The sequence below is a fragment of the Leifsonia sp. AG29 genome, from assembly GCF_009765225.1.
Lineage (GTDB): Bacteria > Actinomycetota > Actinomycetes > Actinomycetales > Microbacteriaceae > Leifsonia.
The window spans coordinates 1676508-1688664 of record NZ_VMSF01000001.1 but is presented as its reverse complement, the minus strand read 5'-3'; the positions used below and the strand labels follow the sequence as shown (position 1 = coordinate 1688664).

The window sequence follows — 12157 nt, the reverse complement described above, 5'->3', positions numbered from 1 at the left end:
CGCTATCGGGCACGTGCCTAGTAGGTGCGGTAGTGGCTGACCGCCGCACCGAAGATGACCGAGAAGACGATCGCCAGGAGGATGCCGAGCGCGATCTCCGCGAAGCCGATGACGACCGCCGCGATCGCGAGCCCGCGCCCCTGTTCGCCGGTTCGCTTGATCTGACCGAGCGCCACGAACCCAAGGATGATTCCGACGATGTTGACGAAGAACGCGAGGATGAAGCCGACGATCGCGAGCGCGTTGTACCCGGGCTGCGCAGGAGCGCCGTACCCGGGGGCACCGTACGCGGGCGCGCCGTAGCCGGGCTGCTGGGGCGAGCCGTAGCCGGGCTGCTGGGGCGAGCCGTAGCCGGGCTGCGGTGCCGGATACCCAGGCTGCTGCGGCGCGGCATCGGCCGGCGGGGGAGTCGCACCGGTGTTCCCCGGCTCTGGCGGGGCGCCCGCGCCGTGCTCCGGCGGGAGGGGCTGAGGGTTCAGATCGGGGTCGCTCATGGCCCCGACCCTAGCGGTCAGGCGACGGCGGCAGAAGACCGGGTTTCGTCGTGCGCCGGCGGCCGGACCGGCCAGTGCCCGGACGCGGTGAACTGCGGGTCGCGCACGCGTCGCATGTACTCCTGGAAGTCGGCGGCCTGCTCTCGGCACCAGTCGACCTGGCGCAGGTGGAGCTCGGCAGCCTCCATGGCGAGCGCCTCGGCGTGCACGCGGGCGAGCGCCTGCGCCACCCGTCCCGCGGCGATCGCGTCGGCTCCGGCGTCATGCGCGTCGAGGAGGCTCACGCCGTAGTGCACCGCTGTGACCGACAGCGTCCGCTTGCCGCGGCGGTAGCGGTCGACCGCGCGGTCGATCACCAGCGGGTCGACGACCGGCAACGGCGACTCGAGCGGGGCGATGTCGTGGCGCCGTGCCTCCCGGTCGAGCAGCGTGAAGTCGTAGGGCGCGTTGTAGGCGACGACGGGGATTCCACGCTCGAACAGACTCCGCAGCTGGGCCACGATCGCCGCGACCCCGGCCGCGGCCTGCATTCCGTCCCGGCGGGCGCGCGCCGTCGTGATGCCATGGACGGCCGTCGCCTCGGCGGGGATATCGGTGCCCGGGTCGAGGAGCCAGTCGCGGCGCCGGACGACGTCGCCGCGCTCGTCGAGGAGACCGACGTGCGCGGTGACGATGCGAGCCGATTCGACGTCGATGCCCGTCGTCTCGAGGTCGAAAACGCCGAGTTCGCGGTGCCACGTCATGTATTCAGGCTAGGGAGCACCGCAGCGCACATCGCGGCGACTCGCCGAGCCTGTGGAGGGACGCGCCCCTCCACAGGCTCGATGGGTCGCCGCGCTGCTCAGTCGCGACGCGGCTCGATGTGGAGCCAGTAGAAGTTCTGGGTGCCGAGCGTGAGCGTGAACCGGCCGTCGTCGGCGATGGTCGGGAACTCCGCGCCGCCGAACAGATCGTAGAGGGCGCTCCCCGCGTACTCGGGCGCCTCCAACGTGACGGAGACCGGGTTGTGCGCGAACGAGAACACGCAGAGCACGTCTTCCGGCTGGTCGCCGAAGTGCGAACCGCTTCCGGCGTACGACCGCACGAACGCCAGCACCGACTCGTGATCGGTGGGCAGCACGCGGATGTCGCCGAGCCCGAAGACCGGGTGCGCCTTCCGGACGTGGATGACGTTGCGGATCCAGTGGAGGAGCGAGCGCGACTGGGCGAGCTGCGCCTCCACGTTGACCTGGTTGTAGTGGAACACGAGGGACTGCACGACCGGGAGGTACAGCTTGCCCGGGTCGGCGGTCGAGAAGCCGCCGTTGCGGTCGGGCGTCCACTGCATCGGCGTGCGGGAGCTGTCGCGGTCGGGGAGCCAGATGTTGTCGCCCATCCCGATCTCGTCGCCGTAGTAGAGGAACGGGCTCCCGGGGAGGGAGAACAGGAGGGCGTGGGCGAGCTCGAGCTCGGCCCGCGAGTTGTCGAGCAGCGGGGCGAGGCGGCGCCGGATGCCGATGTTGGACCGCATGCGCGGGTCGTAGGCGTACCAGCCGTACATCGCCTGGCGGTACTCCTCGCTGACCATCTCGAGCGTGAGCTCATCGTGGTTGCGCAGGAACACGCCCCACGCAGAGCCCTCCGGCACGTCGGTGGTCTCCGACAGCACCCGGATGAGCTCGTTCGCCTGCTGTGAGCGGAGCGCGTAGAAGATACGCGGCATGACCGGGAAGTCGAAGGCCATGTGGCACTCCGGCTCGTCCTCCGTGCCGAAGAACGCCGCGACCTCGCGCGGCCACTGGTTCGCCTCCGCCACCATGATGCGGCCGGGGTACTCGCGGTCCACCCATTCGCGAAGGCGCTTGATGAACTCGTGGGTCTTCGGCTCGCCCTCGCCGTTGCCCTCGTCGGATTCGTAGAGGTAGGGGATCGCGTCGAGACGGAAGCCGTCGACGCCCAGGTCGAGCCAGAAGCGGATGACGTCGTACATCGCCTCGTGCACGGCCGGGTTCTCGTAGTTGAGGTCGGGCTGGTGCGAGAAGAAACGGTGGAAGTAGAACTGGCGGCGCGCCTCGTCGAAGGCCCAGTTGGAGTCCTCGGTGTCGACGAAGATGATGCGGATGTCCGGCCACTTGTCGTTCGTCTCGTTCCACACGTAGAAGTCGCCGTACGGGCCCTCGGGGTCCGATCGCGACTGCTGGAACCACTCGTGCTGGTCGGAGGTGTGGTTGATGGGGAGGTCGATGATGATGCGCATGTTGCGCTCGTGCGCCTTCGTCACGAGCTCGCGGAACTCGTCGATGGTCCCGAACTCGGGGAGGATCGCCTTGAAGTCGGCCACGTCGTAACCGCCGTCGCGGAGCGGGGACATGAAGAAGGGAGGCAGCCACAGCGCGTCGATGCCCAGCCACTGCAGGTAGTCGAGCTTGGAGATGAGCCCCGCGATGTCCCCGGAGCCGTCGCCGTTGCTGTCGACGAAGGAGCGCACCATGACCTCGTAGAACACCGACCGGCGGTACCACTGAGGGTCGAGGGTGAGTCCGGGCAGCGTGATAGGCGCGGTGAAACTCACGGTTCTCCTTTCGGCGGGGGAGCCGATCGATGCCGATGCAAGCGATTGCAACCAGGAAAGTCTAGGGCGTCGGAACGGTGCCCTGTCCAGTCTGCCTAGACTGAGTCGGATGACTGTTTCCTCACCATACGCCGCGGCTCTCGACCGGGTACCGGTGCGCACGGGTGAGGTCCGCCTGCTCGGCGGGACGACCCGGTTCTGGGACTACGGCGACCCCGCATCCGACACGGTCCTCGTTCTCGTGCACGGCTTCCGCGGCGACCACCACGGGCTCGAGCCGGTGGTCGCGCAACTGCCCGGTCTGCGGCTGATCTCGCCCGACCTCCCGGGGTTCGGCGAGTCCACACCGCTGACCGTGGCCGCGCACGACATCGACGGGTACAGCCGGTGGCTCCGCGCGTTCGTCGCCGCCGTCGACCCGGGCGGTCGGCTCGTGCTCCTCGGGCACTCGTTCGGCTCCATCGTCGTCGCCGCGGCGCTCGCCGGAGGCCCGGGCGAAGGCACGGATGCGGAGCGGGCGGACGGCCTCCATCCGGACTCGGTCATCCTTGTCAATCCCATCGGACAGCCGGCGCTCCGCGGACCGCGCGGCGTCCTCACTCGGCTGGCCATCTTCTACTACTGGCTCGCCGCCGCCCTCCCGGAGCGGCTCGGCTTCGCGCTGTTGCGCAACCGTCTCATCGTCCGTGTCATGAGCGAGGCCATGGCGAAGACGCGCGACAAGCGCCTGCGCCGCTGGATCCACGACCAGCACGACCGCTACTTCTCGGCGTTCAGCGACCGGAGGGTCGTGCTCGAGGCGTTCCGCGCCTCCGTCGCCCACGACGTGAGCGAATACGCCGCCCGGATCCCGGAGCACACCCTCCTCGTCGCGGCGGAGAAGGACGACATCACGCCGATCGCGGCGGAGTACCGCCTTCAGCGTCTGTTCCCGGATGCGGAGATCGTGGCGATCCCGGAGGTCGGCCACCTGATCCACTACGAGACCCCCGCCGCGGCCGCACAGGCCGTTCAGGCCTTCCTCAAGTGACGGCGGCCGACATGAGGATCGTCTTCGACTGCCGCTACACGCGCATCGGCCGGCACGACGGCATCAGCCGGTACACCGCGGGCCTCGTGGCCGCCCTCGGCCGGCGTCATCCCGTCACCATGCTGATCAGTGACCACCGCCAGCTGGAGATGCTGCCCGACCTCCCGTGGGAGCTGGCCCCATCGCCGACGTCGCCGCGCGAGCCGTGGGTGGCCCGCCGGGTTAACAAGCTGCGCCCCGACATCGTGTTCACGCCGATGCAGACGATGGGCGGCTTTGGTCGGCGCTACCGACTGGTGCTCACGGTCCACGACCTCATCTACTACCGCCACCCCAAGCCTCCTCGCGACCTGCCCGCGTTCGTCCGGGGGCTGTGGCGCCTCTATCACCTCGCCTGGTGGCCGCAGCGGATGCTGCTCAACCGGTCGGACGCCGTCGTCACGGTCTCCGAGACGACGAAGGCGCTCATCGCCGAGCACCATTTGACCCGCAAGCCCGTGTACGTCGTACCCAACGCGGCCGACATGCCGCCGATCTCGCCGGAACGGGCCTCGCGGACAGCACCCGAGACGAAGAGCCTCGTCTACATGGGCTCCTTCATGCCCTACAAGAACGTCGACACGCTGGTCCGCGCCATGACGCTCCTCCCGGAGTACACCCTCCATCTGATGAGCCGGGTCTCCGAGGCGGAACAGCACCGGCTGAGCGGGCTGGCTCCCGGAGCGCGGCTCGTCTTCCACGACGGCGCGAGCGACGAGGAGTACGCCGAGACGGTGGCAGCGGCGACGGCGCTCGTCAGCGCATCCCACGATGAGGGCTTCGGGATCCCGCTCGTCGAGTCCATGATCCTCGGGACCCCGGTCGTCGTGAGCGACATCCCCATCTTCCGCGAGATCGGGGGCCAGGCGGCGCTGTTCTTCGCCCCGGATTCAGCGGAGCAGCTGGCTGCGCGGGTCAAGCACCTCGAGGAGCCGGGCATCTGGGCGGCGCGGTCCGCCGCCGCTAAGCGGGAGGTGGAGCGCTACACCTGGGAGCGCTCCGCCGCCCACCTTCTCTCCGTGCTCATGGCGACCGCGGAGGTCACATCACCGAAGCGGTGAGCAGGTCGTGGTCTTCGGGCCCGAGGTTGAATCGGTCGAGCGTCAGGCGGCCGCCGGCATAGCGGAAACGATGCACGGACCCGTTGGGGATCACCTCGCCCGGACCCGGCAGCGCGTGATCGGTCACGTGCCGCACGAGCGACGAGATGACGCCGCCGTGACTCACGACGATGACCTGCTCGTCGGGGTGGCGCTCGCCGAGCTGCTTGAGGGCGGGAAGCGCCCGCGCCACGACCTCCTCCCGGGACTCGCGGCCCGGAACCGGGATGCCCTCCGGCCAGCGCTCGAGGATCTCGGCTCCGGTGAGCCCCTCGGCCTCGCCGTACTGGCGTTCGGCGAGCGCAGGCAGCCGCGTCGGCTCCGGGAGCCCGACATGCGTCGCGATGATCCGTGCCGTGTCGAGCGCCCGGCTCAACGGGCTCGCGTAGATCGCGTCGAACCGGCCTCCGGCGAGGGCGCGCCCGGTGGCCTCCGCCTGGGCGCGGCCGGTCGCGTTGAGCGGGATGTCACTCGACCCCTGGATGCGTCTGGCGAGATTCCAGTCGGTCTGGCCGTGCCGGACCAGCGAGATGAGCGTCACGCACGTCCTTTCGTCGCGGGACGCCTCCGCGGTCGGCCGGAGCCGGTCAGGCGAGCCGGCGGGCCAGCTCGACCATCGTCTCGGTCGTCCCGGCATCCAGCTTAACGGTCGCGCGCGAGTCGCCCTTCGTCTCGCCCCGGTTGACGATCACGATCGGGAGGCGGCGGCGCCGGGCCTGCTCGAGGAGCCGAATGCCCGAGTTGACGACCAGGGAGGAGCCCGCGATCACGAGCGCCTCGGCCGAACGAACGAGCGCGCTGGCCTCGCGGTACTTCTCGGCCGGGATGAACTCGCCGAAGAACACGACGTCGGGCTTCAGGTGACCGCCGCACACGGTGCAGTCCGGCACGTCGAAGGCGTCGATGTCCGTCACCACGGCGTCGCCGTCCGGTGCGATCTCGACCGCGCCCTCGGTGTCGAGCCACGGGTTGGCGGCGTCGATGCGCGCGGTGATCGCCTCACGGGCGAAGATCTGCCCGCACACCAGGCAGAGGACGCGGTCCATGGCGCCGTGCAGGTCGACGACTCGCTGCGAGCCGGCCTGCTTGTGGAGTCCGTCGACGTTTTGCGTGATGACGCCGTTGGACGCTCCGGACGCCTCCAGCCGGGCGATCGCCCGGTGCCCGTCATTGGGCCGAGCGGCGGCGAAACGGCGGTAGCCCAGGTGGCTTCCGGCCCAGTAGCGCTTGCGGTAGCGATCGTCGGCGAGGAACTGCTGGAAGGTCATCGGCGTCCGCTTCGGAGCGCCTTCGCCGCGATAATCCGGGATGCCCGAGTCGGTCGAGACGCCCGCGCCGGTGAGCACGGTGAAGCGGCGCCCCACGAGGAGCTCAGCGGCCTGGTCGATGCCCCGGAGCACCTCCGGGGACAGCTCGCTGGCCAGCGTGTTCACGTGCACCTCCCGACGACCCCTCCACCCAGCCTAAACACCCCAGTTTTCGGAATTGTTTCCGGCTGCTGGCAATCTGGACCCATGCGCCTCCACCGGATCACCGATCTCGACGATGACGGCCTCGCCGACTATTCGCGGCTCACCGACGTGGCGCTCCGGCGTGTCACCGAGCCGGAGGGCGGCCTCTACATCGCGGAGTCGACCAAGGTGATCACGCGCGCCCTCAGTGCGGGCCACGTTCCGCGATCGGTGCTTCTGCAGGAGCAGTGGCTGCCGGACGTGGAGGCGCTCCTCGCGGATTACCCAGAGGTTCCGGTCTTCGTCGGCGACGCCGCCGTGCTCGAACAGCTCACCGGATACCACCTGCACCGCGGGGCACTCGCGGCCATGCATCGACCGCAGCTCCCCGACCCGGCAGAGCTTCTGCGCGATGCCCGGCTCGTCGTCGTCCTCGAGGACATCGTCGATCACACGAACGTCGGCGCGATCTTCCGTTCGGTGGCCGGCCTCGGCGCGGACGCCGTGCTCGTCTCGCCCCGGTGTGCGGACCCCCTGTACCGCCGAAGTGTCCGGGTGAGCATGGGTACCGTGCTGCAGGTGCCGTGGACGCGCCTCCCGGAGTGGGATGCCGCAGCGCCCGTGCTGCACGACGCGGGCTTCTCGATCGCAGCCCTCGCCCTCGCCGAGGATGCCGTGAGCCTCGACGCCTTCGCCGCGTCCGCGCCTGAGCGCGTGGCCCTCGTCCTCGGTTCGGAGGGGGACGGCCTGAGCCGGCGCGCGCTGACGGCCGCAGACGCCGTGGTGACCATCCCGATGCTGCACGGGGTCGATTCGCTCAACGTCGCCTCGGCGAGCGCGGTGGCGCTCTGGGCGCTGCGGGCGCGTTCTCAGGGTGCCCGGCGGGCGGTCTCGCTACACTCCTGACGTGCCCCAGCAAGTCTCCGTCGATCCCTCGCGCCGTCTGTCCCGCCGTCAGGTCTACCGGCGCCGGCGCATCCTCGTCTTCGGGGGAGTGGGGGCCGTGCTCGTGTTCTTCCTCTACGTGGTGGGATCGCTCGTCGCTCCGCTGCCGGCGACCGCGGCGGCCACCGATCAGGAGAAGGCCATCGTCCAGCCGGCCGCACAGCTGGCCTGGCCCGGCTATGGTTCGGCCGCGATCACCGCGCCGGACGTCCCGAACGCCACGCAGGCGCACGGCGGTACGGCCAGCGTGCCGATCGCGAGCATCACCAAGACCGTCACGGCTCTCGTCGTCCTCGACAAGAAGCCGCTGAACGGCGACGACCAGGGGCCGAGCATCGCGTTCACGCAGGCCGACGTCGACATCTGGCACGAGGTGGTCGCGGCCGGCGGTTCGTGGGCTCCCGTCCAGGCGGGAACGAAGATGACCGAGAAGGAGGCGCTCACCGCGATGCTCCTGCCGTCGGCCAACAACTACGCGATCTCCCTCGCGAACTGGGCTTACGGCTCCGAGAGCGCTTATGTCTCTGCGGCGAACGGCTGGTTGAAGGCGCACGGCTTCACGGCGACGCGCATCGTGAGCGCCGACGGCCTCGACCCCGGGAACGTGAGTAACACGACCGACCTCATCGGCATCGGCAAGCTCGTCCTCGCGTCGCCCGTGCTGTCGTCGATCGTCTCGCAGAAGACGGCCACGCTGCCGGGGGCGGGCGCCCAGGACAATACGAACACGCTCCTCGGCTACTCGGGCGTCGACGGCATCAAGACCGGCAACACGGACCAGGCCGGGAACTGCCTCCTGTTCTCGGCGCAGCTCCCCGTCGGCGGGTCGAACACGGTGCGGGTCCTCGGGGTCGTGCTCGGCGCCCCGACCCACGACGACCTGTGGGCCGGCGTGAAGGGCCTCCTCGACAGCATGAAGGCGGGGTTCCACGAGGTGACGGCCGTGACGAAGGGCCAGGAGTTCGGGACCTACACAACCGCGTGGGGAGCCACCTCCAAGCTCGTCGCGACCACGACGAAGACCTTCGTCGTGTGGTCGGACACGCCCATCGAGGTCTCGCTCGAGTCGAAGCCGCTGCACTCGGGCTTCAAGGGCGACACGGTCGGCACGGCCCGGTTCACGCTCAACGGCAAGACCGAGACGGTCGATCTCGCGCTCACGAAGGACGTCCCCGACCCCGGGTTCCTGTGGCGCCTTGCGCACCCCGGAGGCCTCGGCGCCTGAGATCGGGTCATCGTCGGGCGGCTGAACCCCGACCCGGGGTCAGTCCGTTCTGCTCTCGTCCCGGGCGAGGTGGAACGGACCCGCATCGGGGCGCTTCGGGGTGATGTGATCGCCCGAGGACTGGTGCCGGATCCGCCGGAGAACCCACGGGACGAGGTACTCGCGCGCCCAGGAGAGGTCTTCGGAGCGCGCCTGACGCCACGTCCGGGGAGGGAGCGGCTCGGGCTGGAGCGGCTGCAGCTCGTTCTCCACGTTGAGCGCCGCCAGCACCATGCGCGCGACGGTGTGGTGCCCGAGCGGAGCCAGGTGGAGGCGGTCGGGCGCCCACATGCGCACGTCCTGGATCTCGGTGAGCGCCCACTGGTCGGCGACGATGCAGTCGTAGCGCGCGGCGATGGCGCGGATGTTCTCGTTGTAGATGGCGACCTTGCCGCGGATGCCGCGGAACACGGGGGAGAAGCCCACGTCGACCCCGGTGAAGACGACGACCGTCGCTCCATCGGCGCTGAGCCTCCTCACCGCCTCGTCGAAGAGCGCCGCGATCTGGTCCGGGTCGGTGCCGGGCCGGATGACGTCGTTGCCGCCCGCGGAGAGCGTGATGAGGTCGGGCCGCAGGGCCACCGCGGGCTCGACCTGCTCGTCGAGGATCTGCTTGATGAGCTTGCCGCGAACGGCGAGATTCGCGTACGCGAAGTCCTCGGTCTTCTGGCTGAGCACCTCCGCGACGCGGTCGGCCCAGCCGCGATGACCTCCCGGGCTTCGCGGCTCGGGGTCGCCGATGCCCTCGGTGAACGAGTCTCCGAGAGCGACGTAGCGGGACCAGGGGTGCTGGGGTTCGACCATGCTCCCATTCTGCAACGCCCCCGAGGCCCGGGCGGGGCGCCCCGAGGGAGGGCGTCAGTGCTCTCGGGTAGATTGGATCCAAGTGGACACGACAGCTTCAGCCCCCGAGCCCGCCGATGCGGAGGACCGTCCGGGCGCACACGCCGGAAGCTTCGCGGCCGAGCATCTGTCCCCGTCCTTCCCCGAGCGGGCCGCGTGGGGAACCGCGGGAAAGCTGCGCGCGTGGCAGGCGGAGGCCCTCGACGCGTACTTCGTCAACGAGCCCCGTGACTTCCTCGCCTCCGCGACACCGGGTGCCGGTAAGACCACGTTCGCGCTCCGGCTCGCCACAGAACTGCTCTCGCGCCGGACGGTCGAGCGAGTCACGGTGGTCGCACCGACCGAGCACCTGAAACGCCAGTGGGCGGAGGCGGCCGCGCGCGTCGGCCTCGCGCTCGACCCCGACTTCAAGAACTCCGACGGGCGGTACGCGCGCCACTACAAGGGCGTCGCGGTGACGTACGCCCAGGTCGCGATGCGGCCGAGTCTCCACAAGGACATCACCGAGTCGCACAAGACGCTCGTGATCCTCGACGAGGTCCACCACGGCGGCGACGCCCTCAGCTGGGGCGACGGCATCCGCGACGCGTTCGAGCGGGCCACCAGGAGGCTGTCGCTGACGGGGACGCCGTTCCGTTCCGACACGGCCCCCATCCCGTTCGTGACCTACCTGCCGGACCGGCAGGGGATCCGGACGTCGCTCACCGACTACAACTACGGCTACGGCCGCGCCCTCGCCGACGGGGTCGTCCGTCCCGTCATCTTCATGGTCTACGCGGGCCACATGCGCTGGCGCACGAAGACCGGCGACGAGATGGAGGCGCGCCTCGGCGAGGGCAACACCAAGGACATCACGTCCCAGGCGTGGCGCACCGCGCTCGACCCGCGCGGCGAATGGATCCCGGCCGTGCTCGCGGCCGCCGACCGGCGCCTCAGCGAGGTCCGCGCCTCCATCCCGGATGCGGGCGGGCTCGTCATCGCGACCGACCACTACGCCGCACGGGCCTACGCCGACCTGCTGCACCAGATCAGCGGCGAGCCGGTCACGGTCGTGCTGTCCGACGAGAAGGAGGCGAGCGACCGGATCGACGAGTTCTCCCGCGGCGACTCGCGGTGGATGGTCGCCGTCCGCATGGTGTCGGAGGGCGTCGACGTGCCGCGGCTCGCCGTCGGCGTGTACGCGACGAGCGCCTCCACGCCGCTGTTCTTCGCCCAGGCGATCGGGCGCTTCGTGCGAGCACGCCGGCGCGGTGAGACCGCCTCGGTGTTCCTGCCGAACGTTCCCACGCTGATGGCGCTTGCGAACGCGCTCGAGCTGGAGCGCGACCACGCGCTCGACCGGGTCTCGGAGGAGGGCGCCGAGGGTGATCTGTGGAACCCCGAAGACGCCATGGTCGCCGAGGCAAACCGCGACGATCGCGCCTCCGAGGCGCTGACCGAGGAGTTCGCGTTCGAGGCGCTCGGCTCCGAGGCGAACTTCGACCGGGTGCTTTACGACGGACGGGAATTCGGCGGGTTCGCCGTGCCCGGGACGGACGAGGAGTTCGACTTCATCGGGCTGCCGGGAATCCTCGAGCCCGACCAGGTGCACGAGCTCCTCATGCAGCGGCAGCAGCGGCAGGCGAGGAGGCACACCGCGCGTCCCCAGGAGGCGCAGGGCCACCCTCCGGCGCCCCTCCACCGCACGCTCAAGGAGCAGCGCCAACTGCTCAACAGCCTCGTCGGGCTCTACGCGAAGAACTCCGGCGAGCCGCACGGTCTGATCCACGCCGAGCTCCGTCGGGCGTGCGGCGGCCCCGCGGTCGCGCAGGCGAGCGTCACCCAGCTCCAGGCCCGGATCGACTACCTCCGCAAACGACTCGGCGCGCACTGACCCCGCTCCCGGCCGCGAGGGGTTGGATGTGCGTATGACCCGCGCACGGTTCCTCGACCTCGCCTTCCGGGTGACCGTCTTCCTGAAGGGGCTGGACGGTGTGCTCGAGCTCGTCGGCGGGGCGCTCCTCCTGTTTCTGACGCCCGAGCGGATCCACGCGATCGTGCGCCTGCTGACCCAGCACGAGCTCTCGGAGGACCCGACCGATCCGGTGGCCGGCTGGCTGCTGCACTGGTCTCACCAGGTGACCGGGTCCGCGACGCTGTTCGGTGCCTTCTACCTGATCGTCCACGGGCTCGTGAAGGTCGTGCTCGTCTGGGCGGTGCTGCGCGACAGACTGTGGGCGTACCCGTGGATGCTCGGCTTCCTCGTCGTGTTCATCGGCTGGCAGGGCTACGAACTGGCTCGGCACTTCTCGTGGGGCCTGTTCGCCTTGACCGTGTTCGATGTCCTCATCGTCGCGCTCACCGTTCGGGAGTACCGCGTGCAGCTCCGCAAGCGGGCCGACCGGGCCGAGGGAGGCGCGGCGGTGACACCCGCGAGTTAGGCGTGCCGTACCTTCCTGGC

General features: G+C 70.1%; 12 protein-coding genes. 6 read left to right on the top strand and 6 right to left on the bottom strand.

Annotation, left to right across the window (positions count from 1 at the left end):
• Positions 1-17: 17 nt before the first annotated feature.
• The 3 genes from FPT20_RS18150 to treS form a co-directional block, all read right to left on the bottom strand.
• Positions 18-494: a DUF4190 domain-containing protein gene (locus FPT20_RS18150; RefSeq protein ID WP_158864254.1), complete on the bottom strand. Its 477-nt coding sequence runs from the start codon at positions 492-494 to the stop codon at positions 18-20.
• Between the two features lie 17 nt (positions 495-511).
• Positions 512-1237 (bottom strand): exonuclease domain-containing protein, encoded by a 726-nt coding sequence (locus FPT20_RS08145; protein WP_158864252.1) that lies wholly within the window; start codon positions 1235-1237, stop codon positions 512-514.
• A gap of 98 nt (positions 1238-1335) precedes the next feature.
• Positions 1336-3045, bottom strand: coding sequence for a maltose alpha-D-glucosyltransferase (gene treS, locus FPT20_RS08140; protein ID WP_158864250.1), 1710 nt, complete (start codon positions 3043-3045; stop codon positions 1336-1338).
• A gap of 109 nt (positions 3046-3154) precedes the next feature.
• Here treS and FPT20_RS08135 point away from each other — a divergent pair, with 109 nt between their 5' ends.
• On the top strand, positions 3155-4075 hold the full coding sequence (locus FPT20_RS08135; RefSeq protein WP_158864248.1) for an alpha/beta fold hydrolase: 921 nt from the start codon (positions 3155-3157) through the stop codon (positions 4073-4075).
• 11 nt (positions 4076-4086) lie between these two features.
• Positions 4087-5175 (top strand): glycosyltransferase family 4 protein, encoded by a 1089-nt coding sequence (locus FPT20_RS08130; RefSeq protein ID WP_158864246.1) that lies wholly within the window; start codon positions 4087-4089, stop codon positions 5173-5175.
• Here the strand turns inward: FPT20_RS08130 and FPT20_RS08125 are convergent.
• Positions 5156-5755, bottom strand: a complete 600-nt coding sequence (locus tag FPT20_RS08125; RefSeq protein WP_158864244.1) for a histidine phosphatase family protein — start codon at positions 5753-5755, stop codon at positions 5156-5158. The two genes, FPT20_RS08130 and FPT20_RS08125, sit on opposite strands and share 20 nt — an antisense overlap.
• Before the next feature lie 46 nt (positions 5756-5801).
• Positions 5802-6647, bottom strand: a complete 846-nt coding sequence (locus tag FPT20_RS08120; protein ID WP_158864242.1) for a Sir2 family NAD-dependent protein deacetylase — start codon at positions 6645-6647, stop codon at positions 5802-5804.
• Positions 6648-6728: 81 nt separating this feature from the next.
• Here FPT20_RS08120 and FPT20_RS08115 point away from each other — a divergent pair, with 81 nt between their 5' ends.
• Both FPT20_RS08115 and FPT20_RS08110 read left to right on the top strand, forming a co-directional pair.
• Positions 6729-7571, top strand: coding sequence for a TrmH family RNA methyltransferase (locus tag FPT20_RS08115; protein ID WP_158864240.1), 843 nt, complete (start codon positions 6729-6731; stop codon positions 7569-7571).
• 1 nt (position 7572) lies between these two features.
• Complete coding sequence (locus FPT20_RS08110) at positions 7573-8835, top strand: D-alanyl-D-alanine carboxypeptidase family protein (RefSeq protein WP_233265443.1); 1263 nt, start codon at positions 7573-7575, stop codon at positions 8833-8835.
• Positions 8836-8874: 39 nt separating this feature from the next.
• Here the strand turns inward: FPT20_RS08110 and FPT20_RS08105 are convergent, their stop codons facing one another.
• Positions 8875-9678 carry an SGNH/GDSL hydrolase family protein gene (locus FPT20_RS08105; protein WP_158864238.1) on the bottom strand — a complete coding sequence of 268 codons (804 nt, stop codon included), beginning with the start codon at positions 9676-9678 and terminating at the stop codon, positions 8875-8877.
• Between the two features lie 82 nt (positions 9679-9760).
• Between FPT20_RS08105 and FPT20_RS08100 the strand changes: the two genes are divergently transcribed.
• Together FPT20_RS08100 and FPT20_RS08095 are read left to right on the top strand one after the other, a co-directional pair.
• Entirely contained in the window at positions 9761-11590 is a 1830-nt protein-coding gene (locus FPT20_RS08100) for a DEAD/DEAH box helicase (RefSeq protein WP_158864236.1), read from the top strand.
• 34 nt (positions 11591-11624) lie between these two features.
• Positions 11625-12137 (top strand): DUF2127 domain-containing protein, encoded by a 513-nt coding sequence (locus FPT20_RS08095; protein WP_158864234.1) that lies wholly within the window; start codon positions 11625-11627, stop codon positions 12135-12137.
• The last annotated feature ends 20 nt before the right edge of the window (positions 12138-12157 follow it).